The organism is Neorhizobium petrolearium (assembly GCF_017873175.1).
Taxonomy (GTDB): Bacteria; Pseudomonadota; Alphaproteobacteria; order Rhizobiales; family Rhizobiaceae; genus Neorhizobium; species Neorhizobium petrolearium.
This window is the reverse complement of record NZ_JAGGJW010000010.1, coordinates 109572-135705: the sequence shown is the minus strand read 5'-3', so window position 1 is coordinate 135705 and position 26134 is coordinate 109572. Positions and strand designations below refer to the sequence as shown.

Sequence of the window (26134 nt, the reverse complement as noted above, 5' to 3'; positions counted from 1 at the left end):
CGCATGCGACAGCCCCTCTCTGTGGACATACTGTATATTTATTGCCGACATTGCAAGCAGATTGTGTAATATGTTGCCGATTGGGCGATCAAAACGATACAAGCAGACAACCCGAAATGGGCAAAGGGGAATGCCTGATGCTGGAAACTCCGGCTAACGCCAAGAAAAGTCGAAGTGATTTCGTTGCAGAACAGCTGGAGGAAGCCGTGATCAATGGCGATATTCCGGCGGGATCACGTCTCGATGAAACATCGATCGCGGCGCAGTTCGGCGTTTCGCGGACGCCAGTTCGCGAGGCATTGCACATTCTTTGCGGCCGTGGTCTTGCCGAACGTGAGCCTTACAAGGGCGTCGTCGTCATCCAGATTTCGGCGCAGCGTATCGACGAGATGTTCGAAGCGATGGCGGAACTCGAGGCAACTTGTGGCCGGCTTTCCTCACACCGGATGACGATGAGCGAGCGGGCGGAACTCGAAAGCATGCATCGGGAGATGAATGCGTTGGCCGACGAGGGCGATCACGAGGCCTATAACGAGATCAACACACGGTTTCACAGCCTGCTCTTCCAGGGCAGCCACAACAGCGATCTCATCTCGGCCGCGCAGACCCTGAGGCTGAAGCTTGCGCCTTTCCGCAAATATCAGCTGAAGGACAAGGGTCGCCTCAAGCGTTCCTGCCGCGAGCATCAGCAGATCGTTGACGCCATTCTCGATCAGGACCCGAAAGCCGCAGAAAACGCGTTGCGCCGCCACCTCGTTTCCGCGGCCCAGGAAGTCCTTCTCAAGCGCCAGCGACAGGAAGACGAAGCCGCCGCCAAAAGTCATCTTTGAAGAAAGCATATCGATGTCCGATACGATCGAAAAAGACGCCATTCGCAATGTCATCGCAGAGATGCAGGCCGCCTGGAACTGTGGGGATTTCCACGGATACATGGCTGGGTTCGCAAATCCTGATGTGATCTTCGTCTCGCGAGGCAAGATCCAGAAGGACTGGCAGGCAACGCTGGACCACTATATCGAAGATTATGGCGGGTCCCCCGGCTCACAGGGCGAGCTTGCCTTCTCCAATATCCGGATCGAAATGCTGGCACCGGATGCCGCGCAGCTGATCAGCGATTACAAGCTGGTACGCGCCGTCGGGAACCAGTCCGGCGTGAACACCCGCCTAATGCGCAAGCGCGACGGCAAATGGATTATCGCACTTAACCACGTCTCAAACACTGAACGGTAGGGCTGCGCCTTCCAGATGAATAGCAATGCACCAAACCACAATGTTCTACTTTTATCGAGCGAAGCGCTGCTGAAATGAACCTTGCCGCTTCTAGTCCTTGGGTTGCGAATCCCAAGTATTTCGGCCGCATTGATCAATCGAACACCGCGCACCTGATTGGGGCGGTCGCTTAAATCGGGCACGTCATGCGGCGACGCGTTCCAACGATATCGCTCGGGTCGTAATCCTATCTCTAATCATCAATGACGCCTTACGCTCTAGTTTTCTTCCGCAAAGATTTCTTCCCGCCTCCGGCGCACGACCGAAAGTGCCGGCGCCATCGGCAATAGTACCGCAACGAGCAACATCGCGGCACTGATCGGGCGCTCGATCAGCGCCATCGCATTGCCGCGCGACAACAGCAGCGCGCGACGGAGATGCTCCTCCATCATCGGTCCGAGGATGAAACCGAGCAGCATGGGCGCAGGCTCGCATCGCAATTTTGCAAAGCAATAGCCGGCCACTCCGAAGATGATCAGCATCCATACGTCGAACATCGAATTGGAGAAGCTGAAGACGCCGATGCAGGTGATGACGACGATCGCCGGGAAAAGCAGATGATAGGAGAACGTCAGGAGCTTCACCCAGAGCCCTACCGATCGCCTGGGTCTGGTATCCGTTGCTGCCGAAGGTCGCGGCAAGTGTCGGCAGGTCGGAAGGCATCCGCAACGACGGCTGAAACACGCGGTCGGCGTGCCGGCGCGGGCTCGTACCTGTCATGATCGAGCGTCTGGCCGGAATGCAGATGGGGCATTCCGAATAGGCCCGCGAAAACCGTGTGCCGATCGAGGCAAGATGATCGAGCGTCGGCGTCTCAATAACGGGGTGACCCGCACAGCCGAGCAGATTGCCCGGCCACTGATCGACGGTCACGAAGAGGACATTGGGCCGAACTGGTCCGCCCTCTGGATGAGTAGGTTTCATGATATTTCGATACCTGCTAGTCCTTCGTCGCGCCGGAGGATTCGACGAGCTGTTTCATCTTGTCGTTTTCTGTGGCCGAGCGATTGCGAATAACCCAGTCGGCGCTCAGCCAGCAGATATCCAAGCTCGAGCAGGAGCTTGGTGTGCAACTGTTCGATCGCACGCGCCGTCGCGTATCCCTGACCGATGCCGGCCGCAGCCTGCGTGAGGAAGGCAGCATTGCACTCAAACAACTGACCCTTGCGGTCGACATGGCAAAGCGGGCCGCGCAGGGCCATGTGGGTCGATTGACGATCGGCTTTGCGGATGCCGCTGCACTCAATGTACCGCCCACCCTCACTTCGGAATTTGCGCGCCGCTATCCCGGCGTCAATCTGATCCTCCACGAGATGATTTCCGCCGAACAGGTGGAGGCCTTGCGAGCTGGCCAGATACAGATCGGATTGCTGCGCCCTGTCTTCGACAACGAAGATTTCGAAACCGCTCTTCTGCTGCGCGAGCCATATGTGGTTGCCATTTCGGAGATCCATAGATTGGCAACGTCGGAGGTGATCAGGCTCACCGAGCTGGCCGACCAGGGCCTCATCACGACGCACCGGATCAAAGCCCGTTATGTACATGGAAACTTCCAGCCATACCTCAAGAGGGCAGGAATCCATCTAAAGGTCGTCCAGGAAGTCAACGAGTTACGTGCCATCCTCGGTCTTGTCGCCGGTGGACTCGGGATTGCTCTGTTTCCTCAATCTATCACAAGACTTCATCTGGAAGGAGTGGTCTATAGGCCGCTCCACCCTAACGATACGCCTATGGCGGAGATGCTGATCGCCAAACGTGCCGATGACCGGGCCGCGACCGTTATGCGCTTCATGGACATGGCGAAGAAGTCCTATCGGCCGGGCCGATGTCGCGATCATGTTGCGGGCAAACGTCGGCACCCGATACGAAGGGTAGAGCCCTTCGGCGGAAAAGACCGTCATTGTGGATATCCATCCTGTTCTTTGTCGGATATCTCGTTCCATTCGCCCGTATCGAGAAAGTGCTCCAGCATGTCGCGATAGGGCCCTATCCGAATGCCGTTGTGCTTCAGCCATTCCGGATCGTAATAGGTGGATGTGTACCGATCGCCGTTATCGCAGATCAAAGACACTATGGAGCCGGATCGCCCTTCCCTCATCATGCGGTTTGCAAGCCAGCATACGCCGAAGAAGTTGGTTCCCGTCGACCCGCCGACACGGCGAAACAGACGTTCAGACAGGACGTACATGGCGGCAATCGATGCGGCATCGTCGACCTTTATCATGTGGTCGACGACACTCGGGATGAAGGATGGCTCCACGCGCGGGCGCCCGATACCTTCTATCCGCGATGGCTTACTGCATGTCGCTTCGGGATTGCCGCAGCTGTAGGCTTCATAAAAGGCGGAATTCTCCACGTCCACCACGCAGAGTCGGGTCGATAGATTCCGGTAGCGCAAATATCTGCCGATCGTCGCCGAGGTGCCGCCGGTGCCGGCGCTCATCACCACCCATTCTGGCTCCGGATACGCTTCCTCCTTCATCTGCTCGAAGATCGACTCGGCGATGTTGTTGTTGCCGCGCCAGTCCGTCGCCCGTTCAGCATAAGTGAATTGATCGAGATAATAACCGCCCGTTTCCCCGGCGATCTGCATCGCAGCGCCATAAACCGCGCCTGCATCCTCCACGAAATGGCAACGTCCGCCCATGCGTTCGATTGCATCGATCTTCTGCCGGCTGGTCGAATGCGGCATGACGGCGATGAACGGCAGGCGAAGAAGATTGGCGAAATAGGCTTCGCTGACCGCCGTCGAGCCGGATGAGGCCTCGACCAGAGTCGTGCCCTGGCGAATCTTACCGTTACATATGCCGTAGAGAAAAAGCGAACGCGCCAGACGATGCTTCAGGCTGCCCGTGGGATGCGTCGATTCGTCTTTCAGGTAGATCGCGATATCCGCGAACCCGGTGACGACCGGTTTGACGAGGTGCGTATCGGATGAACGGCGGCCATCTCCTTGCAGGATGCTGATCGCCTGCCGGCACCAGTCCCGCTCCCTGTCGACAAGCAAGCCCGCAGTTAGAGGACAAGAAGCAATCGTCATCGTCGTGAGTTCTCCTGTCCTATGCTGTAAAGTTGCTTCGCCATTCGATGTCAGGCGCCTGCTTAGCTGGCTGCCGAGGAAATGCCGGAGGCTTCGTCGGCGGCCATTCTGTCCTGAACGATCTGGGCGACGGCCTTGCGATCGATCTTATTCGTTGCGGCCAGTGGCAACCGGTCGACGAACCAAATGCGACGCGGATGCTGGTAAGCCGGTGCATTGGCAAGCACATATTGTTTCAATAGTAGCTCCAACTCGCGGGACGGTTCCCGCGCCACCACCAGCGCCACCGGCTTCGTACCCTTGATATCGTCGTCGATGGGAACAACGCACGCCTGGATTATGTCGGGATGCGCTTCCAGAACCCCTTCCACCTCGCTCGGAAAAATGTTCTCCCCACCAGAGACGAACATGTCGTCGACCCGCCCGATGAAATAGAAGAATCCGTCGTCGTCCGCCTGGAAGACGTCACCCGTGTCGTAGAAGCCGTCTTCGGTGATCGCCGTCGCCGGACGATTGAGATAACCCAGCATCATTCCCGGGCTGCGTATCTGGAGGGTGCCCCGCCGCGGTGCACCCTCTCCGACGAGGCGGACCTGTACCTGCGGATGGGGATAGCCCACTGAGCCGACGGGCGTCTCGAGGCCTTCCGGATGGGCAATGAAGACGACCGGCCCGCCTTCGGTCGTGCCATAGGCGTTTATGATACGGGCGTTCGGCAACACACGACGGGTCCGGCTGACGAGCTTTTCGTTGAGAGGCGCGGAGCCCATGCGAATGGTCTTTACACAGGAGAGATCGACACGTTCCAGCATGGCGGCTTCCCGTAGCATCATGGCAATCATTGGCGGAACGGCCGTAAGCCATGTGCAGCGGTGGCGGTCCAGGGCTTCGATGTACGCAGCGGCCTGGAAAGACGGCAGAAGGATCGCCGTCGATCCGCTGGCACACACCAGCAGCGATAGCGCGAGAGCATTCATATGATAGATAGGCGCGGCAATCAGGACGCGTTCATCGCGCAGTCCGTATTCCTCGATGCGGGTCTCGACCACCCAGCGATGCGCGGCATGTGACAGGAGCACGCCTTTCGGCCGGCCCGTCGAACCCGATGTGTAGAGGATCATAGCAACTTCGTCGGCATCCGGACTGATTACCTGGAACGGTCCCTCGTCCAGAAGCTCGTCCTCTTCCAGCAATACGACACGCAACTCGTCTTGTTCGGCGGAGAGCTTTGCCAGGCACGGCCGGTCGCATACCAAAAGCTTTATGGCGCTGTCGGCCAGAATATAGCTGATCGTCGCCGGAGGGAACTTGTAGTTAATCGGAACCGGAATGACGCCGGCTCGCATCGCCCCAAGAACGAGGGCGATATAGCGCGGGCTGTTGGCGGCAAGAATGCCGATTCTTTCGCCGCGGTTGATTTCCGCCGCCTGCAATCCTCGTGCAAAGGCCGAAGCCACCGCATCCATCCTGCCGGCGGTGAAGATGATTTCGGTACCGGAGAAATCATGGCCGATGATCAGCGGCTTTTCGCGATCCATCGTGGGGTCGATAATCAATCCCAGATTTTCAACCGGTATCATGCGACGCTCCTGCATTCGAATGTTAGCTGCAACGAGGGGATTCCGAGCACGGCCAGGCCACCCTCTTCCCGCCATGTGATTTCGGGCAATCCTGATGCGCGGTTGCGAATGTCGTCGAGCTCGCCGAAAAGCAGGCCCACCGATGCGAACCGTGACGCAGGACCGGCGACGAGATCGATTGCGCAACCATCGGCAACGAAGCGGTAACCGTTGTCGATGCGGGCTGCCGACGTATCGCATACGACCTCATACCTTATCGCTTCCGCCTCGGGATCCGGGCTCTCGACCGTCAGCGTGGTGAACCCCTGGAAACCATTGGGATGGCCGAACCATTCCTGACGCCAGACATAGTCCGGCGTGAGATGCTCGCAGAAATAAACCCGGCCAGCCGGAAACGCTGCAGCGGGAAGCCGGACGGTTCGAAACCGCGCTTCCACGCTGTTCGCTCCGATCCTGACCGGCCGCGAAAAAGCAACCGGCTTCGACGGATCGAGGCCCTTGGCACGCAAATCCCGAAAGGTCGTTTCGGCGTCGCCGCTGTTGAAGACGAGGCCGTTCAGTCCGAGCGGGCTCTCAAGCACATCCGCTCTCTGGAGACCTGTGGGCGGAACGCCCACAAGCTCGAGATAGGGACCCCGTGTCATCATCAGGTGATTGATGGAACCGAGCGTGTGATAGCCGCGCGGTGTCAGGCTGAAGCCCAGTGCTTCGAAGAGAGCGGCGGCGGCATCCATGCCCGTCAGCGTATTGACGACGATATGGTCGAGCGCCGCAGTCATGGCCGACGGCTCACTTTGCTGCGGGCATCATGTAGACGCCGCGGCCGCTGGCCAGTAAGCGGCCCTCGCTGTCTAAGATCTGTGCTTCCGAGACCGAAACGGTCTTGCCCGTCTTGATCACCTTGCCGACGCAGCGCAGATCTCCCTGCATTGCGGCTCTGTGATAATCGACGCGCAGATCGACCGTCGGCACGCCCTTGCCGGTCTCGGATACCAGCGCCCAGTCGGCAGTCAAATCGATCAGCGTGGCAAGTATTCCGCCGTGCGTATAGCCGACGGCCGCATTCACGACCCATTCCGGCCGCCACGTCGCCTGCAGTTCGATCCCGCCTTCGGTCACGGACAGGACCTTGAGGCCGAGCCATTGGTGAAATGGTCCCTTCAGCAGAAGGGTTTCGACGTCTTCCTTGTTCAACATCCCGGTTCCTCAATTAGGGGGTTACGATAATCTTGCCCATGACCGAGCGGTCCTGGATCATCTTGAGACCTGTCGCCGCCTCGCTGAGGGGCAGTACCTTGTCGATGGCGGGTTTCAGATGCCCCGACTGGATGAGATCCATGAGAGCCGAAAGATTGTCGTCGTAGAAGCTGTTGGAGCCGGTGATGTTCAGCTCGAAGCTCCAGATGTAGCGCAGATCTTCCTTCGGATCGAAACCGGCCGTTGCACCGCAGACAAGCAGCCGGCCGCCGCGCTTCAGGCATTTTAGAGAGGGTACCCAGGTGTCGCCGCCGGTGAAGTTGATCACGACATCGACACCGCCTTCATAGGTCCTGCGCTGCGGTTTGCCGAATTTTTCGATGGCCCACTTCGAGAAATCCGTTTCGCGGTAATTCACCACGTGATCAGCGCCCATCTCCCTGAGGCGCTCCATCTTGTCGGCGCTGCCGGCGCAGGCAATGACTTCCGCGCCAAGATGCTTGGCGAGCATGACGCAGCCGGTGCCGACACCGCCGCTGGCACCGAGAATGAGGACCCGATCACCCGCCTTGACGGTGTTGTGCGTGACCAACATGCGATGTGCCGTGCCGTACGCGACCGGCAGCGAGGCCGCGTCTTCGAAGCTAACACCCAAAGGCATCGCGATCAGCTGCTCGGCAGAGACCAGGCAATATTCGGCCATGCCACCGTCGAGCATTTCTCCCATCAATCCCTTTTTCTTGTTGAGCGGATTGACAAGCACACGATCGCCGACCTTCCAGTCGGCCACGCCTACTCCCACCTCGGTGATCTCACCGGCCATATCGAGCCCGATGACGACGGGCAACGGAACCTTGATCCCAGGCATTCCCTGAACCGTAAAGACGTCATGGTAATTGAACGACGAGGCGCGCACGCGGATAACGACATGCCCCTCCACCACCGCGGGGATCGGCTTGTCCTCGACCACCTCCAAATTCTCGATGCCGCCATGCTGGTTCAGTACCAGCGCCTTCATGGTCCTCGTCATATTCGTCCTTTCTGAGAAGCGTCAATTGTCGGGATAAAGCTCCGCCTGTCCGCGCCATGCGTGCGCAGAGCCTTGTCGATTGATCGAGCCGCAGACAGCTACGTCGCCGCCGGAAGGAGGCGATCAGCGCAGTCTGAGACAGACTTGTCCGATATGGATCAGAGAAATGCCATCATTCTGGTATCATCGCGGCCCCTCTGAAACGAAAGGCGCGAGATTCTGCAGTGCGAAATTTGGCGCATCCCTTAACGTGCTGATGACCTTTTGAATCGTCATGTCACGGAACACCTCGACATGCTGACGCGAAATCCGCTCAGCGGTGTCCGCATCACCGGCGGCAAGCGACTCGATAATCTGCTGATGGTCGTCTTCGATATTCGGACGCACGCCCTGAATGCCGAAACCGAGCGCAACCAGCCGCGACATCTCGTCATGGAGGTTGCCGAGAATGCGGTAAAGCCGGTCGTTACCGGCGGCCTGGACGATGGCCATGTGAAAGCTGCGATTGGCCTCAAGGAAGAAATCGATCTGGTTTCCGATATCCGCTGAACTGCGAACGCGGCACGCCGCCTCCAGCCGCTCCAGCCTCGCCCTGTTGACCTTGCCCGTGGCGCAGCGCGCCGCAAAAGGCTCCAATTGCAGACGAAGTGAAAATACGTCGTCCACGTCCTTCAGCGTGATCGGCGAGATGCGGTAGCCCTGGCGCGGGATCGACGACACCAGCCCCTCATGCGTCAAACGCTGCAGCGCTACGCGGCAGCTCGCCTTACCGATGTCAAACCGCTGCATCACCTCGGGCTCACTCAAAAGCGATCCCGGCATCATACGACACGAAACGATTTCCTTGCGAAGGACCTCATAGGCGCTATCGGCCTTCTTCGTTCCTTCCATGATTGACACATTACCCTCGTCGATCTTCTTCGTCACGTCCCAGCCTCCATTTTGTGAGCATCCTACAATAGTTTTATGAGCAGTTCAACGTCATCCATCGGTATTTTTATCTATTCTCCAGGCCGGCGACGCATCTTCGCCCTTCCAGCGTTTAGTGCCGGCAAAACCGACATCGAACAGATCGAGAGCACGGCCAATCGTCTGGTCGACAATGTCGAGGATGGACGATGGGTTATGATAGAAAGCCGGCAACGGCGACATGATAGTCGCGGCGCTCGCCGTCGCCCTGGCCACAAGATCGATGTATCCTGCGTGCAGAGGAGTCTCGCGCAGGAGCAACACGAGCCTGCCGCGCGCTTTAAACCAGATATCAGCAGAGGACGGGAGCGCTGCACCACCTCCTCACGGTAGGTGTCGAGTGCGAAGGCAACGAGGCCGTTTTCCTTCTCCGCCGCTTCGCCGGTGCCGATTGATGTCATTTCGCGCTTCACGACGGCAGGGCCAAGTCAGCCCAGATGGCTTCAGTCAGCATCGTGAAAGCCGGATCGCTGCGCATAGCCCGCATATGGCGAGGTCGTGGCAGATCGACCTTATAGTCAGCGACGATTCGAGCCGGACGTGCGCTGAAGACGACGACCCTGTCCGCAAGCGCCACCGCTTCCTCAATGTCGTGGGTAACGAAAATAATCGCCCGCCTTTCCGCTTCCCAAACACTAAGCAGCTCCTTGCCCATGGCAATCTTGGTCTGGTAGTCGAGCGCGCCGAAGGGCTCGTCCATCAGCATCAGAGAAGGCTGATAAGCCAGCAGCCTGCCCAGCGAGACACGCTGCCGCATGCCGCCGGAAAGCTGGTTCGGCCAAGCGTTTTCGAAACCGTCGAGCCGCAGCAATTTGACCAGCCTGCCGATCCGTTCCTCGTGTTCTTCCGCCGGCATGCCTCCAAGCTCCGCACCGACGCGTATGTTGCCGGCAACCGTGCGCCAGGGAAGCAGTGCATCCTTCTGAAACATGAAGCCCACACCGGGCGGCGGCGACGACACCGGAACACCATCCACAGCCACGTGGCCGCCGGACGGTTTCAGCAGACCGCAAAGCGCGCGCAGGATCGTCGACTTCCCCGAGCCGCTGGGGCCGACGACGGCCACAAACTCGCCTTCGGAAACAGTCATTGAAATGCCGGAGATCACATCCAGGGTGGACATGTCGGGTAGACGAAACGAAATCTGCAAATCTCGCAGCTCGGCCCTCACACGTCCGGCAGGCTCAGAGCCGGCCTTTGCAGGTGCCGAAACGGCTCTTTTTTCCGTTGTCATCACCGCCATCTGACGATCTTCCTTTCCATGAAACCAATCAGGTAGTTGGCGAGCATCGCCAGAACCATGAGCACGATAAGGCCGCTGAATACACCTGTCGTATCGAGCTGACCGCCGGAGCTTTCGACATACCAGCCAAGTCCGCGGTTGGAGCCGATCAATTCACCGACTACAGCGCCGATCAGCGCAAGACCGACGCCGATACGGAACGACGCAAGGATCCAAGGCACGATGGCAGGCAACAGGACCGTCCAGACCACGTAAAACCGGCCGGCACGCATGGATGTCATGAGGTCGAGTTGGTCCTTGTCGATCGTCCTGATTCCCTCCATCACGTTGAGGATGAAGATGAACAGAACCATGGTGAAGGACATCATGATCTTCGAGAAAAGCCCGATGCCGAACCACAGGATGAAGAGCGGCGCCAGCGCCACCCGCGGCAGGCCATAAAGGCCCATGATGACGGGATCGAGCAAACGCGCCAAGCGCGGTGCACGCGCAAGACCGATGCCGATAGGAACCCCCACGACCGCTGCGAACAGAAGGCCAGCCCCGGCCTCCTGAAGCGTCGTGGACGTGTGCATCCAGAGGTCTCCGCTAATCGCGAGCTGCCAAAGCCGCTGGGCGATCAGACTGGGGCGGCTGCCCCAGAATGGATTGTACAAATAATAGGATGCAAGCTCCCAAAGAACGAGAAGGAAAAGGATTAGAGCAACCTGTCCGGGAAGGGGCGACGAAATCCGGCTGCCCCGACCGGCCTTCGTCGGCTCGGATGCGTCGTTTGTCCTGGTGAAAACCATGGCAATTCGCCTTACTGGAGATTCTTCACAACAAGGTCGTCGTACGCAGTCACTTTCGCATCAGCGTTCGCGGCCCGCAACATACCGTCAAGAACAGTGTAGCTCTCCTGCGACAAAACTCCGTCCTTGGAAACGGCACCCGTCGCTACGTCGTTGACTATCTGCTTGATGATCGCTTCGTCCCTGACCGCCGGGTAAAGCTCCTTGAGGGCACCGGTGAGAATGGTCGGGTCCTTCTGGATATCCGCCAGTGCGGTCTTGACTGCGTGCACGACCTTGGCGGCGGTTTCCGGATTCTCCTTGAGCCAACCGTCGGTGACGATCAACCCGTTTGTCGGGTAGGCAAGGGTACGGAAATCCTCGACGATCTTGAAGTCCTTGCTTTCTCCAAGAGTGATCTGGATATCCGGGGTAGTGAACATGCCGGCAGCAACGACGCCCGCCTTGATGGCAGCCTGCTGCGCGCCGGCGCGACCGACGGCGATGAGCTGGAAATCCTTGTCCGGATCAAGACCGAGCTTATGGATGGCATAGCGCATCGTCGTATCGGTGAGACTTCCAGCAGAGGTGATACCGATCTTCTGCCCTTTCAGGTCCGCAAGGCTCTTGGCCGTCGAATCGGCGCTGGTCAGCAGGGCGTAGCTGTGATGGTCCAGTAGCGACACGAGCACCTTGCCGCCGAGACCTTGTTCCTGGAGCCTGACCGCATGCTCGGCCGCGCAGATGCACATATCGATGCTGCCAGAGGCGAGGGCCTGAACAGCCGGACCACCGCCCTTGAAATCAAAGCGCTCGTAGGAAAGGCCCTCAGCCTTCAGCAGACCTTTCTGGTCGGCGATGATGATTGGCAGCGAACCTGCGGAGGTCTGGGCAGCGCCGATTTTCAGCGTTTTTTCCTGCGCCGAAGCGGATCCGAGCATCCCGCCCAGAACTATCAATGCACCTGCAATTACGGAGGATTTCAATATTGACATGTCGCTGTTCCCTTCACGAGTTTAGGTCGCTGTTTTTGTGCATGCTGATCAAGTTACGTTCGAATAGCCGGGCTGCAGGACTCCGGCGACTATCGCCGGAACCGTCGAATGATCATCACTGCTGGAACTGTCTACTTTGTCTTCAGCCCGGCGGCTGAACGGCAAATCGCGAGGCTTTCTCGCACATGCGACCACGTGCATCCTGCCAGAGGAGATCCTCCGCGTGCAGATGACCGAGCGCACGTGCGACCGTTTCGAAGTTGTATCGAGACAGGGATTCCGCAATGTCCGTATAGTAGCGCGGTTCGTCGCGGATCATCCGCAGGATTTCGTCTGCGACAAAGCCGACGTCAACATCGCCGGCAGTCACACCGGACGGATCCTGCTTTCCATCGAGATAGTCATTGAGAAGCGCAGTATCCGCATACGCATAAGCGATACGCTCAAACCTCTCCTTCGGAATTCCTTCCGAGATCGTCGCGTCGATGCCGAGCTTCGCAGTTGTCGGCACGACGCCAGGCGGCGTCACCGGCAAGCTGGGATCCAGCGGCTTTCCGCGCGCGCCGCTAATCACCACAATATCCTTGTCCGCCTGAACACGGGTCGCGATCGCCCATTCCACATCAATGGGATTGAATACGTCAATGTCGTCATCCACGACCACCACATGCTTGAGATCAAGAACCGAAAGTGCGGCAAGCAATGCATTCTTACCCTCGCCTGCCTGCTTGTGGATCGAGATGACAGCATGCCAGAAGGCACATCCGCCCAAGGTGACATTGATGTCCTTGACCGCGACACCGGCCGTCTTCAGTGCTTGGCGTATCTGGGTGTAGCGCGTCGGCGCAGCAAGCCAGGTGTTTTCCCAAGGCATATGCAGCGCGTAATACATCGCGTCCTTGCGCATGCAGACCGCCTTGATGCGGACGATCGGATTCCAGTGCAGCCCTCCCATCAGGCGGGTAAATTCGCCGAAACGTCCCTCGGGATAGACCCAGCCCGTCGGCAGAATTTCAGCCTCGATGACAATCTCGGCATCGGCGATATATGGCACATCGATCGTCTTGCATTGGCCCAGTTCCACCGCGTGCCCGCGTATTCCGCCTGCGATCGCCATTTCGTCAACACCGAGTGGCGCACGAAAACCAGAGCCCATGATCTCATAGGGGTGCGTTCCAATGGAAATCGAGATCGGGCACGGTCGTCCCGCTTCATAGGCTCGCTGCGCGAAGAGGCGCATATTGTTCGGCGTGACGATATCGATGCCCGTAAGGTTTTTCTCCTTTACGATGAAGCGATAGATGCCCGAATTCAGGCCGAACTCTAGGTCACGCGCCATCACGACGCCTGCAGTGATCATCGGGCCGCCGTCATAAATCGAGCTCATCGGTATCGGCAGCTTGTAAAGATCGACGTCGTCGCCCTCGGTGACTATTTCATGCGCGGGAGACGTCTCTACCATTTTCGGAGGGATCGGATTGTCGATGCCACGCTTCAGCTTCGCTTCTATTTCCGGATAGGTTTCGCAGCCCATCGACATGATCGCGCGCTTTTGAGAACGGATGATGCCGGACACCACCGGCATCTCATAGCCGATGACGTTGTGAAACATCAGCGCCTTGTCAGACTGATCGACCAGTGTCGCAATATGCCGAATATCCACCGGCTGGTGGAGATCGACCAACTCGCCTTCCCTTCGCAAGCGTTCGATAAACGAACGAAACGACTCCTGATAGTGCATCGCCTTGCATTCCCCTGATTCGAACACGGTCCATCCGTCTGCGTCCGGCGTCGGACACAGCGACATGGTTTAATTTTGATCGGCAACGACGCCGAGGCCAATCAGCATCGGCTTCAGCAATAGTCGTAGGAAGCCTACAACTGCATTCTGAAATGTTCAAGAAGAAAAATAAAAAATGTGCACGAATTTCCGCTGCACATTTTTTGATCGGCCCGCAGGAACATTGACGGCAACGCCCCAAAACCGGACATCGATGGTGGTGTAGGTTAATGCGACCCGATTCAGATTCCGGGTATTCTACTTGGATCGCGTATGAGTCGGCATCAGGCCCCCGCCGATCTACATTCCGCATCTCAGGTATAGATGGCGGTAAGGTTGGTGTGTTTCACAGAGTGCCAGGAATATATCGCCCCGCTTTTTCAGCCGCCTAGCCACACGGTCGAGTTAGACCGTATTCCAGTGCACGACCGCACTGACGATGAGTTGATGCTGTAGGCTCGAACTGCCTTCGTTAGAGCGCATCACGCTCCCGATACTCGCGCAGACGAAAGGCGTGTCGGCAGGGGCCTCGCGGTGCAGTTGCCATAGAATGTCTAGTATTGCAGCGCAAGCTTGAGACGAAGCCCGAGGATGGTTCTCCGGCTTCGCCTTTCCTATCATTGCTGCGGGATATTGGCGACCTTCACCAGGTCAGCCCAGGCGGCGATTTCCTTCTTGAGGAAGGCCTGGCCCTGTTCCGGCGTACTGATATAGACAGCGCCGCCCTGTTCCTCGACGAACTTCTTCACATCATCGCGCTTCAGGAGTTCGTTGAAATAGCCGTTCAGCTTGTTGACGATGGGTTTCGGCGTGGCGGCCGGCACCATGGTGACGAACCAGCCGACCTGATCCATTGGGAAGCCGGACTCAGTCATCGTGGGCACATCCGGTATTGCCGGCAGGCGCTCGGCGGAGCTGACCGCCAGGATGCGGTAGCGCTTTTCGCGATACTGGCCGAGCGAAAAGATCGGGTCCTGCGAGGCGAAGGCCACGGCACCGCTCATAATGTCGTTCATCGAGTCGGCGCTGCTCTTGTAGGCCACTTCCACCGTTTCAAGGCCAGCCATCTTGACGTAGGTCGCGCCGAGAACCTTGCCGGAAGTGTTGTTGACGGCGTAGCTTGCGTTTGAACCTTCCTTTTTCAGCAGCTCGGTCAGTTCCTTCATATTCTGAATCGGGCTCGAAATCGGCACGTTGATCATGAAGGGCTGCTTGTTGATCGTCGAGACTACCGCAAGGTCCTTGTCAGCATTGAAGGGTGGGCTCTTGAACATGTGCATGTTGCCGGCGAGCGAGCTGCCGGTGTGGAAGAAGATCGTATAGCCGTCCGGCTTGGCGCGGACGACATACTGGCCGGCAATGTTGCCGCCGGCTCCCGGTTTGTTCTCCACGATGACGGTGGAGCCCGTCAGCTTGGCAAACTGGTCGGCGAAATAGCGCACGACGATATCGGCGCCGCTGCCGGCCTGGAATGCGCAGATGAAGCTGACTGTCTGCTTTTTCGGATAATCGGCAGCAGCGTCCTGTGCCGAAGCCGGAGACCAGGCGGCGCCCGCAATGCCAAGCGCGATGCCTGCTGCAAGCATGGATCTGCGAGTGATAGTTTTCATCAAAATCCTCCCAATATTTCCCGCTGCCCAAGCGGCGTGTCGGTATCGCCATAAGGGCAGTGATTGTCCATTGTATAATTAAATTTAATTATGGCAATCTTCCTCGGCCACGGGAGCTTTCGTTTTTTATGCGTTTTTATCAGGCATCCTGCGATGCATTTACGTTCTCTACGCCCCTTTCACCATCTGCGAAGGGTGCATGCAGACTTGTCTCAAATGCCAGCGAATAGGAAATTGCTGAATTCAATTCTAAAGTATATTGTCAGGCGAGCACGAATTGGATATTGCTGAATCTCATACAGTCGTCATTGAACTCGGGGAGGGAGTTTTATGAACCAGCCGTATGACGTCCGCACGCATGAAGCGCGGCGGCATGAAGATCTTCGCGACATTATCGAGCATGCCGACGCCAGCGGTCAGCTGGTGCATGTCGATGGCGCGGACTGGAACCTTGAGGCCGGGGTTATCGCCGAGATCGTCGCCCATTCGACGGCCGGCAAGGCGCCCGCCATTCTCTTCGACAATTTTCCCGGCTACGCGCCCGGCATGCGGGTCGTCTCGGGCATTCACAATTCCACGCGGCGGCTTGCCTACACGCTCGGCCTTCCCTCGACCGACAGCCAGATGGAGCTGGTGAAGTCCTACCGCGAGCGGATGAAGTCCGAGTTCAAGTTCATGCCACCTGTCGAGGTGAGCACCGGGCCGATCCTCGAAAATGTCGATCGCGACGACGACGTCGACATCTTCAAGTTCCCGGTCCCGTTCATCCACGAAATGGATGGCGGCCGTTATATCGGCACCTATGACATGGTGATCATGAAGGACCCGGATAACGGCTGGGTCAACGGCGGAACCTACCGCGTTCAGGTTCACGACAAGAAAACGGTCGGCATCTGGATGTCGCCCAGCAAGCACGGCCGGATGATCCAGGAGAAATATTTCGCCCGCGGCGAGCCGTGCCCGGTCCTTATCTGCTGCGGCCTCGATCCGCTGCTCTTCCTGGCGGCAAGCCATGAGATCAAGATGGGCGTCAGCGAGTTCGCCTATGCCGGCGGCCAGCGCGGCCGGCCGTTCGAGGTCATTGCGAGCGAACTGCATGGCCTGCCGATCCCCTCCTATGCGGAGGTGGTGCTGGAGGGCGAAATCGTTCCGAATACCAATCACCGCGAAGGACCGTTCGGCGAATTCACCGGCTATTATGCGAGCGGCACGCATGACTTGCCGGAAACCCGTATCCGGCGTGTCTATCACCGCAACAATCCGATCCTCACCATGGCCTCGCCGATGCGGCCGCCGACCGATGTGTCTTTCGCCAAGTGCATCGTGCAGTCGGCGATGATCTGGGAAGAGATCGAAAATGCCGGCCTGCCTGGTGTGCAGGGTGTCTGGTGTCATGAGGCGGGTGCAATCCGCATGTTCGTGGTCGTGTCGATCAAGCAGATGCATGCGGGCCATGCGGCGCGGGCGGGTTTCCTCGCCGCCAATTGCCACTCAGGCAATTATGCCGGCCGATGGGTCGTGGTGGTCGACGACGATATCGATCCCACCAACCTTGCCGACGTCATCTGGGCGATGGCGACGCGTTGCGAGCCAGCCGAGGAGATCGAGTTCATCAAGCGCGCCTGGAGCACGCCACTCGATCCGATGCTGCGCAAGCCGCCATGGCAGAACAGCCGCGCCATCGTCGATGCGTGCCGCCCCTGGGGATGGCGCAACGAATTTCCGGAGGTCGCTTCGGCGAGCCGGGAGTTGCGGGAGAAGGTTGCAGCAAAATGGGCGGGCAAGCTGGCGCCGCGCCAGGGTTGAATTCAACCCTGGCAATAGCCGGTACTGGGAGAGAGGACAAACGGATGAGGAAAATCGCTGCATTCGCGGCGGCGCTTCTCGTGGGCGGGATGGCCACCGGAAGCGCTAAGGCGGAAGACGTCAAGGAATTCTATTCGAGCAATACCCTCACGCTGATTACGGCCGGCGGCGCTGCCGGTCCCTACAATATTCTGGCCCGCACCATCGAGCCATATCTGAAGAAATACCTGCCCGGAAATCCGAACATCATCGTGCAGGCCATGGCGGGTGCCGGCGGTCTGACGGCGGCCAACTATCTCTACGCCAAGGCCCCGAAGGACGGTTCGGTGATCGGCATCACGCTGCCGACGCTTGCCCTCAATCAGGTCTTCAAGGTTGATGGCGTCGCCTATGACGTGAATAAGTTCAACTTTCTGCTCAGCGTACAGCAGGAGCCGATCGTCGTCGGCGTCAGCGCCAAGTCCGGTTTCACCGACTGGAAGCAGATTGTGGAAAAGAAAGCCGTACTTGGCTCCACGGGGCTTACGTCGAATACCTCGATCGTGCCGAAGCTGATGAACAAGTTCATCGGCACGCAGTTTGGCGTCGTGACGGGTTATCAGGGCGCCGGCAATATCGAGCTCGCGGTCGAACGCGGCGAAGTGGACGGCATGGCGGCGAACTGGAGCGGCCTGAAGTCAAGTCAGCCACAATGGTTGAAGGAAGGCTCCTTCAAAGTTCTCGTACAGTCGGGACTGTTGCCCGAGGCCGACCTGCCGAACGTTCCGACGCTGATCGATATCGCGCCCAAGGACAAGCGCCCGGTTTTTGAGTTCTACGGGCTGTCCAATGCACTCGGCCGCGTTTTCGTGGCGCCTCCGGGCGTTCCGGAAGAGCGCGTCAAGGCACTGCGCGAGGCGCTTCTCGCCGTCACTAAGGACCCGGAATTCATCAAGCTCGCCGGCGAACGGGATATCGACCCGCATGCGGTGGAGCATGAAGACCTCGAAAAGCTCGCGGCCAATACCGTGAACTACGATCCGGCGGTCGTCGCCATCGTCCGCGAGGCGATCGGCGCGGAGTAACCGACGCCGGTTCTCATCGTTCGATCCAAACTGACGAAGGCGCAATCTAATCGCGCCTCCGGCCGATCGCGTGCCACAGGGGAGGCAGGTTGTGGAAGCAGCGGATTTCAGCACTCTGGGCGCGGCCGGGCACGCGCTTCTGGTGGTCTTCGACCCGGCCCGGTTCGTCTTTCTGGTGATTGGCGTGCTGTTCGGCTTGTTCCTGGGCGTCATCCCGGGGCTTGGTGGCATTCTGGGTCTTTCACTGCTCCTTCCGTTCACGTTCACGATGGATCCGTTCGCGGCCATTGCGATCATGCTCGGGCTGCTTGCGGCGACATCCTGTTCCGACTCCATTCCGTCCGTCCTGATCGGCGTGCCCGGCACGGTTGGTGCGGCGGCGACTATTCTTGACGGCCATCCGCTGGCCAAGCAGGGCAAGGCCGGCGAGGCGCTGGGCGCCTCCTTCTTTTCCTCCATGTCGGGCGGCGTCATCGGTGCGCTGTGCCTTGCGGTCAGCATTCCGATCATGCGGCCGCTGGTGCTGGCGGTCGGAACGCCGGAGCTTCTCGCTATCTGCGTGCTAGGCCTTTCGCTTGTCGCGGTGCTGAGCAGCGGCATGCTGCTCAAGGGCCTTGCGGCAGCAGCGCTCGGCATCCTGATCTCGACCATTGGCATGGATGCCAATACCGGCGTCATGCGCTGGACCTTCGGCAATCTTTATCTCTGGGACGGTATCGAAGTGGTGCTCGTGGCGCTTGGCCTTTTCGCGCTGCCGGAATTGGCCGATCTCTTTGCGAGCGGCGCAAAACAGATCGCCCAGGAAGGCACCAAGGCGACGCGCTTTTCGCAGATCGAGGGCGCCAAGCAGGTTCTTCGCAACAAATGGCTGCTGATCCGCAGCAGCTTGATCGGCGTTTCCCTGTCGTCCGTGCCCGGCATAGGTGCCGCCGTCATCGACTGGATCGCCTATGCGCATGCCAAGCGCACGGTGAAGAACGCCGACTTCGGCAATGGCGACGTGCGCGGCATCATCGCCGCCGAAAGTGCCAACAGCGCCAAGGACGGCGGCCACATGGTGCCGACCATCGCTTTCGGTGTGCCGGGCGGACCGCCGATGGCGCTGATCCTCGGCGCCTTTCTGGTCCACAACATCACGCCCGGACCGGAAATGCTGTCGACGCGGCTCGATATCACCTATTCGCTGGTCTGGACCATCGCGCTTGCCAACGTCATCGGTACGGCGCTCTGCTTCCTCTTCGCCAACCAGTTCGCCAAGCTCGCCATGGTGCGGGTCGGCATCATCATTCCGCTCATCCTGTCCATCATCTTCATCGGCGCCTATCAGAGCAATCAGGAGTGGGGTGACTTCTATACGCTCGCGGTCTTCGGCGTGATCGGCTGGGTGATGAAGCGTTCCGGCTGGCCGCGTCCACCGCTTATCCTCGGCTTCGTGCTCGGCGCGCTGATCGAGAACTACATGTTCATCTCGTTCGAGCGTTATGGCATCGGCTGGATCTTCCGTCCCTTCGTGCTAATCGTGATTACCGTATCCGTGGCCGGCATTCTCTGGGCGGGCTGGTCGGCGATAAAGACGGCGATGGCGAACCGGAGCGAGCGGGCGGCGGTCTCCTTCAGCATGCCGAAGGCGAAGAACCTCTTCACCATTTTGGCGCTCCTCGTCTTCGTGGCGGCGCTGATCGGTTCCACGAGCTGGCCGGTTCGCTCGCAGCTCATTCCGCAGATCATCTGCTGGACGGGCGCCATCTGCTGCGCGTTGCAGCTCTTCATGGAGTTGAGGGGCGGCGCGGTGCAGGCTGCCGGGAACGGTGGCATGGCGCATGGCGGCGAGACGAGTGCGCCGGGTTTCTGTCGCCGGACGCGGACCTATGTGATGTGGTGCACAGGGCTATTGGCGGGGATCGCGCTGATCGGATTGCTGCCGGCCGTCCTCGTCTTCCAGATCGCCTTCATGCGACTGGTCGGCAAGGAGCGCTGGGGGCTCATTCTGCCCGTCTCCATCGGTTATGCGATTTTCATGTACATGCTGTTCCAGCACATCGTGCACGTCCATTGGCCGCAATCGGTGATCGGCGATCTCATGCCCCGGCTCCGTTCAGCCACCCGAATCCTTTGAAAAAGAAAGCCACGGCCTGATGGACCGTGGCTCTCTCCCGTATGACGCCGGCATTTTGCCGATAGTGAATTCTATTCAGTGAGCTCTCTATGCGCATCCGCCGCTCAGGCAGTTTCCAAGACCGCAGCTCCGAGTTCGGTGCTGATCTCCCGGGCCGCTGCGCGGATGCCAGAGGCGATCGGACCCTCGGGGCTAAGATCGATCGCTTCGCTGAGACCATGGGCGGAAACCGCGGCGCAGATGCGGTTCTCGTTGTCGAAGATCGGCGCGGAAACGCCGAAGAAGCCCGTATGAAGCTGGCCGTTCGTCACCGCGATCTGCTGACTGCGGACCGCGTTCAGCGTCTTGCTCGTCCATTCGAGAAAGTCCGGCGACAGGCTGGCTTCGGAAGAGGCGATGCTCTTCCATTCCTTTTCCGGCAGATAGGCCATGAAGATGCGGCCAGTCGCCGTCTGCAGCACCGGAAGCACGTGGCCGACACGCACCGAGGCAGGTACAGGCAGGCGGCCGTCGACCCGGTATATGATTGTTGGGCCGCGATTGGACCAGACCGCCAGACTAACCGAAATGCCGTAGATTTCGAGGAAACGTTCCAGATGGCGCCGGGAGACTTCAACTACATCGAGCTGGTTGATCGCCGCGATGCCAAGCCGGATCGCCGCGGGGCCAAGCCCGTAACGGGCCGTCACCGGGTCCTGGACCACCAGACCGAGCCGCGTGAAGCTCACGAGATAAAGGTGCGCCTTGCTGGGAATCATGTCCGCCGCCGCCGCCAGCGTCTTCAGCGGCATCTTGGCGGGCGCCTGGGCCAGGACCTGGATCAGGGAAAAGCCCACTTCCACGGATTGGATGCCGCGGCGGTCGTCCGTTTCCTTTTTCTTCAATTCACTCATGACCAGCCTTTGACATTGACGACGTCCAATTCTTCAGAATAGTACAACAAAGTTCATTAATTTCAAATATCGCCGAAGGTCGAGTGGAGGATTGAATGTCGAGCGGTCTCAAAAAGGGTGATAGCAATTTCGCGCTGCAGGCTTTTCTGGATCGCCTGAAGGCGGCCGGCGAGCTTGAGGTGGAGGACGGCCGCACCGAGCTTCTCGACGTCGCGCACCGGCTCGACGGCAATTCCAGGGCGGTGCTGTTCAACGACGTCTGCAATGAGGGCATTCCTCTGGTCGGAAATGTCGCCGCGACCCGCGAACGGCTGGCGATCGCTTTCGATACGACCGTGCCGAACCTTCTCGCGGAAGTCCTTCGCCGGCTTAGCAAAACGCCCACCTTCAGGCAAGTTTCCCGCGATGAAGCGCCGGTGCAGGAAGTTGTGAAGCTCGGCAAGGACGCCGATTTCACCAAGCTTCCGGTGCATCTGCAGCATGAGATGGATGGCTCGCTTTATATCTCCGCCGCTGTCGATGTCGTGAAGGATGCGCGCACGGGGTTGACCAATGTCGGCATGCGCCGGCTGATGCTGCGCGGGCGCCATGATGCCGGCGTCGATCTCGTGGCGCCGAGTGACCTCAAGGCGATCTACGAGTATGAGGCGCAGCAGGGCAAGCCGCTGCCGATTGCCTTCGTGGTCGGATCGCATCCGATCGATCAGGTGGCCGCGACCATGCGCATTCCGGTCGATGAAGTCGGCCTCATTGCCACGCTGCGCGACGAGGCGCTGCCGCTCGTGAAATGCGTCACCAACGACCTCATGGTGCCGGCGGACGCGGAATTCATCCTGGAAGGTTATCTGAGTGCCGAGGGTCATGTGGAACCGGAAGGGCCATATGGCGAATTCCTCGGTTACTACGGCGGCGTGAAGATGAACCCGGTCTTCCACCTGACCGCCATCACCCACCGCGCCAAGCCGGTCTTCCAGACCTCGACCATTGCCGGCCGCCAGCTTGCGATCACCGATGCGGCGCAGCTCATTGCGTTGCGCACCGAAGTGACCGTCTGGCGGGCTCTGCAGAATGCCATCCGCGAGCCGCTCTGCGTCTATGCGACCACATCCTCCGGCGGCATGTTCAACGTGCGCATCTCCATGCGCCAGCGCGTGCCGGGCGAGGCACGCAATGCGATCGCCGCCGCTTTCGGTTCGCTCGCCAACGTCAAGCACATCTTCGTCTTCGATCCGGATATCGACATCTTCTCCGACCAGCAGACCGATTGGGCCTTTGCGACGCGCTTCCAGGCGGATCGCGATCTGATCGTCGGTTCCGGTTATCGCGCCCTGCCGCTCGATCCCTCGCTGGCCGGGGCCCATCTGGGTTCGAAAGCGGGTTTCGATTGCACCATGCCGATCGAGGTGGCCCGTTCCATCGAAGGCCGCATCCCGAGCCCGCCGGCTCTCGAAGGCCCGCGTTTCGCTTCGCTGGAAGCGGCGCTCCTCGATGGCCCGAAAACCTTCAACGCGCTGATGACCGCCACCGGTTCGCGTGACGGTCGCGAAATTCTCGAAGCCTTCGACGATTTCCGGGCCGCGGGGCGGCTGAGCCGGACCAGGGATGGCGCCTGGACACTTGACGCCAAGGCTGCCGGTTGAGCGGGGTGTAAAGGCATGTCGATGGAACCGCCCGCCAGCAGACGCCCTTTCATCGGCCGACCGATGCCGCGGTTCGAGGACCGGCGGCTGGTCACCGGCAACGGGCGCTACACGGATGATTTCCGGCTCGAAAACGAGTGCCATGCGGTGTTCCTGCGCAGTCCCTATCCGTCGGCGAAGATCGTCTCGATCGATCCGTCGGCGGCGTTGGAATATCCAGGTGTTCTGGGCGTCTTCACCGGCGAGGACTATGTCGCGGCGGGCGGCAAGCCGATCAACCATCTCGCCGACCCGGCCGATGCGCGCGACCACACGAAGCGTGCCTTCCGGCACAACCCGGACAACATTTCCTTCGATATCCACCAGCTTCCGCTGCCGCTCGACCGCGTGCGCTATGTCGGTGAGCCGGTGGTCATGGTGGTCGCCGAAAGTGCGGCCATCGCCCAGGATGCGTCTGAACTGGTGATGATCGAATACGAGGAGCTTCCCTTCGTCATCGATGCACGGGAAGCCCTTGAGCCGGGCGCCCACCTGCTGGAACCGGAGATCCCAGGGAATTTGGCCGTTCGGGCGACATTCGGCGATAAGGAGAAGACGAAGGCGGCGCTTGAGGGCTCGGCGCTGGTCATCGAAAAGATCTTTGTCAATCAGCGCATTGCCAATGCGCAGATGGAGCCGCGTTCGGCCATGGTGCGCTACGATGCGAAGACCGGCCGATATCACATGATCGCCGGCAGCCAGGGTGCCATCCGTCATCGTGACACGATGGCCGCATGTCTCGGTATTACCAAGGATGAGATTGAGGTTATCTGCCCGGATACAGGCGGCGGTTTCGGCCCTCGCACCAATCTTTCGCCGGAACAACCAATGCTGGCGATCGCGGCAAAGCAGCTCGGCCGGCCGGTGCGCTGGACGAGCACCCGCACCGAATCTTTCATGTCCGACTATCAGGCGCGCGACATGGTGCATCACGTGCGGATGGGGTTTACGAAAGACGGGCGAATCACCGGTTACGCAGTGGAAATGACCGGCAATGTCGGCGCCTACACAGTCGCCTACGTGCCGATGGCGAACAGCTATCGCGTGCTGACAACGGTCTATGACGTGCCCTTTGCCTCGGTTGAGATCCGTGGCGCGATGACCAATACCGTGCCGACCGCGCCTTTCCGCGGCGCCGGCCGGCCGGAAGCACATTTTGCGATCGAACGGCTGATAGATATCGCCGCCTTCAGGCTCGGTATCCACCGGCTGGAAATCCGCCGCCGCAACCTCGTCCGTAAGGATCAACTGCCCTATACCTCCGCCATGGGCCTGACCTATGACAGCGGCGATTTTGCCGCCAACATGGACAGGGCGTTGGAAGCCGCCGACTGGCAAGGTTTCGAGGCGCGCCGCGCGGAATCCCGCTCGCGTGGCAAGTGGCGTGGCATCGGTTTTTCCAACTATGTGGAATCGCCGGTCGGCATCCCACATGAGCGGATTGACATGTCGGTGAGGCCACGGGAGCGGCGCATCGACGTGGTTACTGGTACGCAATCGACCGGCCAGGGGCACGAGACGACCTTCGCCCAAGTGGTGGCGGACCTCCTGCATGTGGAGCCGCAACAGGTACGGCTGATTTCCGGTGATACGCGGATCGTGCAATCCGGCGGCGGGTCTCATTCCGACCGTTCCATGCGGCTCGGCGGTATGCTGCTTGTCGAGAATTCGAAGAAGCTCGTGGCGCAGATCAAGCAGATCGTCGCCGACTATCACCAGACGACGGTGGACAACGTTTTCGAGAAGGATGGGCTCTGGCGGGTCAGCGACAGCAACGAGGCGCTGACGATCTTCGAGGTGGCGGAAATTGCCGAAGAGGTGGGCACCGTGCTTGCCTCGACGGCAAGTTTCACGGGCCGCATGCCGGCCTATCCGACGGGCGCCGCGGTCTGCGAACTCGAAATCGACATGGAGACCTTTGCCGCTCGGATCTTGCGCTACACCTCGATCGATGACGCCGGCCAGCCGATCAATCCGCTGATCCTCGACGGGCAGGTGCATGGCGGCATCGTGCAGGGCACCGGCCAGGCGCTGGTCGAGCAGGTGATCCACGACAAGGCAAGCGGGCAGCTGATTTCCGCGACCTTCCTGGATTACGCCATGCCGCACTCGGATCAGTATCCGAGCTTCTCTGTCGCGCTGGTCGAGGACCCGACAAGCGGCAATCCGCTGCGCGTGAAGGGCGGCGGCGAAAGTGGCATCACGCCGTCGCTTGCCACGACGATCAACGCCGTCGTCGATGCGCTTTCGGATTTCGGCATCGAACATATCGACATGCCGGCGACGCCGGCACGCATCTGGTCCGCCGTCCAATCCAAACGGGAGAGTTCGCGATGAGCTCCGTATCCAGCACAGCCACCGGAAATGTGTCGAGCACCCTGGCCCCTGACGGCTGCCTCGAAATCGTCATTGGCAATCCGGCCGAGGCCAATCTGCTGACCTTTGCGATGACCTCGACCTTTCTGGCGGCCATCTCCGACCTGCCGGAGGGCACGAAATTCGTGCTGATCCGCGGCAACGGAGCGGATTTCTGCGCCGGCCGCACCTCGCCCATGCCCGACCCGTCGACCAAGCCGACGGCGCGCACGATCCGCGAGCGCGTCGCCGATCCGGTGCTGGATTTTTACGAGGCGTTGCGGTCCGTGCCTGTGCCGGTCATCGCGGCGGTTTCCGGCCGCGCCTTCGGCGTCGGCTGCGCGCTGGCGGGGTTGGCGGATATCGTGATTGCCGACGAGACGGCGAAATTCGTCGTGCCTGAGCTGGAGCGGGATATTCCGCCGCTTCTCGTCATGACCGGGCTTGCCGATCGGATCGGCCGCGCGGCGCTCGCTCGCCTCGTCCTATCGCGCGAGGCGTTTTCCGCTACGGCGGCCGAAAAGCTCGGCCTCGTTTCGGAAACCTGTGCCGCCGGCGAACTTGATGCGCGGATCGCCTTCTACCGGCATAAGCTTTCCGCCAATTCGGCGGTCACGCTTTCTGCCGTGAAGGCGTTCCTCAATCTTTCGCCGGAAATGAGCTTTGCCGCAAGGCGGGCCTATGCGGCGGACAGTATTGCGACGGCGGTCTCGGCCCGCTTTGGCCAATCGGCCTGAT

23 protein-coding genes and 1 pseudogene are annotated in these 26134 nt (G+C 59.7%); 9 read left to right on the top strand and 15 right to left on the bottom strand.

What is annotated here, in order from left to right; all coding sequences use genetic code 11:
* Nucleotides 1-137 precede the first annotated feature (137 nt).
* Nucleotides 138-830, top strand: a complete 693-nt coding sequence (locus tag J2046_RS19690) for a GntR family transcriptional regulator (RefSeq protein ID WP_210054761.1) — start codon at nucleotides 138-140, stop codon at nucleotides 828-830.
* 13 nt (nucleotides 831-843) lie between these two features.
* Nucleotides 844-1230, top strand: coding sequence for a YybH family protein (locus J2046_RS19685; RefSeq protein ID WP_210054759.1), 387 nt, complete (start codon nucleotides 844-846; stop codon nucleotides 1228-1230).
* Nucleotides 1231-1487: 257 nt separating this feature from the next.
* Here the strand turns inward: J2046_RS19685 and J2046_RS33895 are convergent, their stop codons facing one another.
* Together J2046_RS33895 and J2046_RS34355 are read right to left on the bottom strand one after the other, a co-directional pair.
* Entirely contained in the window at nucleotides 1488-1853 is a 366-nt protein-coding gene (locus J2046_RS33895) for a tripartite tricarboxylate transporter permease (protein ID WP_325169770.1), read from the bottom strand.
* A 19-nt stretch (nucleotides 1854-1872) separates the two neighbouring features.
* Nucleotides 1873-2193: pseudogene (locus J2046_RS34355) on the bottom strand (sulfatase-like hydrolase/transferase); the annotation flags it as partial.
* A 59-nt stretch (nucleotides 2194-2252) separates the two neighbouring features.
* Here J2046_RS34355 and J2046_RS19675 point away from each other — a divergent pair.
* Nucleotides 2253-3251, top strand: a complete 999-nt coding sequence (locus J2046_RS19675; RefSeq protein ID WP_210054755.1) for a LysR family transcriptional regulator — start codon at nucleotides 2253-2255, stop codon at nucleotides 3249-3251.
* On the opposite strand, the gene J2046_RS19670 is transcribed toward J2046_RS19675, so the two are convergent.
* The 12 genes from J2046_RS19670 to J2046_RS19615 all read right to left on the bottom strand — a co-directional run bounded on the left by J2046_RS19670 (nucleotide 3167) and on the right by J2046_RS19615 (nucleotide 15483).
* Nucleotides 3167-4309 carry a PLP-dependent cysteine synthase family protein gene (locus J2046_RS19670; protein ID WP_210054753.1) on the bottom strand — a complete coding sequence of 381 codons (1143 nt, stop codon included), beginning with the start codon at nucleotides 4307-4309 and terminating at the stop codon, nucleotides 3167-3169. The two genes, J2046_RS19675 and J2046_RS19670, sit on opposite strands and share 85 nt — an antisense overlap.
* Before the next feature lie 62 nt (nucleotides 4310-4371).
* Complete coding sequence (locus J2046_RS19665) at nucleotides 4372-5889, bottom strand: class I adenylate-forming enzyme family protein (RefSeq protein ID WP_210054751.1); 1518 nt, start codon at nucleotides 5887-5889, stop codon at nucleotides 4372-4374.
* Entirely contained in the window at nucleotides 5886-6668 is a 783-nt protein-coding gene (locus tag J2046_RS19660; protein WP_210054749.1) for a VOC family protein, read from the bottom strand. The genes J2046_RS19665 and J2046_RS19660 overlap by 4 nt, the downstream gene beginning before the upstream one ends.
* Before the next feature lie 10 nt (nucleotides 6669-6678).
* Nucleotides 6679-7086 carry a PaaI family thioesterase gene (locus J2046_RS19655; protein WP_210054747.1) on the bottom strand — a complete coding sequence of 136 codons (408 nt, stop codon included), beginning with the start codon at nucleotides 7084-7086 and terminating at the stop codon, nucleotides 6679-6681.
* A gap of 13 nt (nucleotides 7087-7099) precedes the next feature.
* On the bottom strand, nucleotides 7100-8116 hold the full coding sequence (locus J2046_RS19650; RefSeq protein ID WP_233470109.1) for a zinc-binding dehydrogenase: 1017 nt from the start codon (nucleotides 8114-8116) through the stop codon (nucleotides 7100-7102).
* A 183-nt stretch (nucleotides 8117-8299) separates the two neighbouring features.
* A complete protein-coding gene (locus J2046_RS19645; protein ID WP_325169769.1) occupies nucleotides 8300-9043 on the bottom strand; it encodes a GntR family transcriptional regulator in 744 nt (247 codons plus the stop codon).
* 54 nt (nucleotides 9044-9097) lie between these two features.
* On the bottom strand, nucleotides 9098-9376 hold the full coding sequence (locus tag J2046_RS19640) for a flavoprotein (protein WP_325169772.1): 279 nt from the start codon (nucleotides 9374-9376) through the stop codon (nucleotides 9098-9100).
* A gap of 118 nt (nucleotides 9377-9494) precedes the next feature.
* Nucleotides 9495-10328, bottom strand: a complete 834-nt coding sequence (locus J2046_RS19635) for an ABC transporter ATP-binding protein (protein ID WP_210054743.1) — start codon at nucleotides 10326-10328, stop codon at nucleotides 9495-9497.
* On the bottom strand, nucleotides 10319-10903 hold the full coding sequence (locus J2046_RS19630) for an ABC transporter permease (RefSeq protein ID WP_210054741.1): 585 nt from the start codon (nucleotides 10901-10903) through the stop codon (nucleotides 10319-10321). The genes J2046_RS19635 and J2046_RS19630 overlap by 10 nt, the downstream gene beginning before the upstream one ends.
* A gap of 227 nt (nucleotides 10904-11130) precedes the next feature.
* On the bottom strand, nucleotides 11131-12093 hold the full coding sequence (locus J2046_RS19625) for an ABC transporter substrate-binding protein (RefSeq protein WP_210054739.1): 963 nt from the start codon (nucleotides 12091-12093) through the stop codon (nucleotides 11131-11133).
* A 142-nt stretch (nucleotides 12094-12235) separates the two neighbouring features.
* Nucleotides 12236-13834 carry a UbiD family decarboxylase gene (locus J2046_RS19620; RefSeq protein ID WP_210054737.1) on the bottom strand — a complete coding sequence of 533 codons (1599 nt, stop codon included), beginning with the start codon at nucleotides 13832-13834 and terminating at the stop codon, nucleotides 12236-12238.
* Between the two features lie 656 nt (nucleotides 13835-14490).
* Nucleotides 14491-15483, bottom strand: a complete 993-nt coding sequence (locus J2046_RS19615) for a Bug family tripartite tricarboxylate transporter substrate binding protein (RefSeq protein ID WP_210054735.1) — start codon at nucleotides 15481-15483, stop codon at nucleotides 14491-14493.
* Between the two features lie 330 nt (nucleotides 15484-15813).
* On the opposite strand from J2046_RS19615, the gene J2046_RS19610 reads away from it, so the two are divergent.
* The 3 genes from J2046_RS19610 (at nucleotide 15814) to J2046_RS19600 (ending at nucleotide 20469) form a co-directional block, all read left to right on the top strand.
* Nucleotides 15814-17289, top strand: coding sequence for a UbiD family decarboxylase (locus J2046_RS19610; RefSeq protein ID WP_210054733.1), 1476 nt, complete (start codon nucleotides 15814-15816; stop codon nucleotides 17287-17289).
* 44 nt (nucleotides 17290-17333) lie between these two features.
* Nucleotides 17334-18353, top strand: coding sequence for a Bug family tripartite tricarboxylate transporter substrate binding protein (locus J2046_RS19605; protein ID WP_210054731.1), 1020 nt, complete (start codon nucleotides 17334-17336; stop codon nucleotides 18351-18353).
* Between the two features lie 91 nt (nucleotides 18354-18444).
* Nucleotides 18445-20469, top strand: coding sequence for a tripartite tricarboxylate transporter permease (locus J2046_RS19600; RefSeq protein ID WP_210054729.1), 2025 nt, complete (start codon nucleotides 18445-18447; stop codon nucleotides 20467-20469).
* Between the two features lie 104 nt (nucleotides 20470-20573).
* On the opposite strand, the gene J2046_RS19595 is transcribed toward J2046_RS19600, so the two are convergent.
* Nucleotides 20574-21362, bottom strand: coding sequence for an IclR family transcriptional regulator (locus J2046_RS19595; RefSeq protein WP_210054727.1), 789 nt, complete (start codon nucleotides 21360-21362; stop codon nucleotides 20574-20576).
* A 95-nt stretch (nucleotides 21363-21457) separates the two neighbouring features.
* Between J2046_RS19595 and J2046_RS19590 the strand changes: the two genes are divergently transcribed.
* From J2046_RS19590 to J2046_RS19580, 3 genes are read left to right on the top strand one after another with little or no spacing between them, the layout of a single operon-like run.
* Nucleotides 21458-23002: a UbiD family decarboxylase gene (locus J2046_RS19590; RefSeq protein WP_210054725.1), complete on the top strand. Its 1545-nt coding sequence runs from the start codon at nucleotides 21458-21460 to the stop codon at nucleotides 23000-23002.
* A 15-nt stretch (nucleotides 23003-23017) separates the two neighbouring features.
* On the top strand, nucleotides 23018-25378 hold the full coding sequence (locus J2046_RS19585) for a xanthine dehydrogenase family protein molybdopterin-binding subunit (protein ID WP_210054724.1): 2361 nt from the start codon (nucleotides 23018-23020) through the stop codon (nucleotides 25376-25378).
* On the top strand, nucleotides 25375-26133 hold the full coding sequence (locus tag J2046_RS19580; protein WP_210054722.1) for an enoyl-CoA hydratase/isomerase family protein: 759 nt from the start codon (nucleotides 25375-25377) through the stop codon (nucleotides 26131-26133). Before J2046_RS19585 ends, J2046_RS19580 begins: the two co-directional genes overlap by 4 nt.
* Nucleotide 26134 lies beyond the last annotated feature (1 nt).

What these genes read in the sequence shown, in the direction of transcription:
- J2046_RS19690 (WP_210054761.1), top strand. Translation starts at nt 138, where the DNA reads ATGCTGGAAACTCCGGCTAACGCCAAGAAAAGTCGAAGTGATTTCGTT.
- J2046_RS19685 (WP_210054759.1), top strand. Translation starts at nt 844, where the DNA reads ATGTCCGATACGATCGAAAAAGACGCCATTCGCAATGTCATCGCAGAG.
- J2046_RS19670 (WP_210054753.1), bottom strand. Translation starts at nt 4,309, where the DNA reads ATGACGATTGCTTCTTGTCCTCTAACTGCGGGCTTGCTTGTCGACAGG.
- J2046_RS19665 (WP_210054751.1), bottom strand. Translation starts at nt 5,889, where the DNA reads ATGATACCGGTTGAAAATCTGGGATTGATTATCGACCCCACGATGGAT.
- J2046_RS19660 (WP_210054749.1), bottom strand. Translation starts at nt 6,668, where the DNA reads ATGACTGCGGCGCTCGACCATATCGTCGTCAATACGCTGACGGGCATG.
- J2046_RS19655 (WP_210054747.1), bottom strand. Translation starts at nt 7,086, where the DNA reads ATGTTGAACAAGGAAGACGTCGAAACCCTTCTGCTGAAGGGACCATTT.
- J2046_RS19650 (WP_233470109.1), bottom strand. Translation starts at nt 8,116, where the DNA reads ATGACGAGGACCATGAAGGCGCTGGTACTGAACCAGCATGGCGGCATC.
- J2046_RS19635 (WP_210054743.1), bottom strand. Translation starts at nt 10,328, where the DNA reads ATGGCGGTGATGACAACGGAAAAAAGAGCCGTTTCGGCACCTGCAAAG.
- J2046_RS19630 (WP_210054741.1), bottom strand. Translation starts at nt 10,903, where the DNA reads ATGCACACGTCCACGACGCTTCAGGAGGCCGGGGCTGGCCTTCTGTTC.
- J2046_RS19625 (WP_210054739.1), bottom strand. Translation starts at nt 12,093, where the DNA reads ATGTCAATATTGAAATCCTCCGTAATTGCAGGTGCATTGATAGTTCTG.
- J2046_RS19620 (WP_210054737.1), bottom strand. Translation starts at nt 13,834, where the DNA reads ATGCACTATCAGGAGTCGTTTCGTTCGTTTATCGAACGCTTGCGAAGG.
- J2046_RS19615 (WP_210054735.1), bottom strand. Translation starts at nt 15,483, where the DNA reads ATGAAAACTATCACTCGCAGATCCATGCTTGCAGCAGGCATCGCGCTT.
- J2046_RS19610 (WP_210054733.1), top strand. Translation starts at nt 15,814, where the DNA reads ATGAACCAGCCGTATGACGTCCGCACGCATGAAGCGCGGCGGCATGAA.
- J2046_RS19605 (WP_210054731.1), top strand. Translation starts at nt 17,334, where the DNA reads ATGAGGAAAATCGCTGCATTCGCGGCGGCGCTTCTCGTGGGCGGGATG.
- J2046_RS19595 (WP_210054727.1), bottom strand. Translation starts at nt 21,362, where the DNA reads ATGAGTGAATTGAAGAAAAAGGAAACGGACGACCGCCGCGGCATCCAA.
- J2046_RS19590 (WP_210054725.1), top strand. Translation starts at nt 21,458, where the DNA reads ATGTCGAGCGGTCTCAAAAAGGGTGATAGCAATTTCGCGCTGCAGGCT.
- J2046_RS19585 (WP_210054724.1), top strand. Translation starts at nt 23,018, where the DNA reads ATGTCGATGGAACCGCCCGCCAGCAGACGCCCTTTCATCGGCCGACCG.
- J2046_RS19580 (WP_210054722.1), top strand. Translation starts at nt 25,375, where the DNA reads ATGAGCTCCGTATCCAGCACAGCCACCGGAAATGTGTCGAGCACCCTG.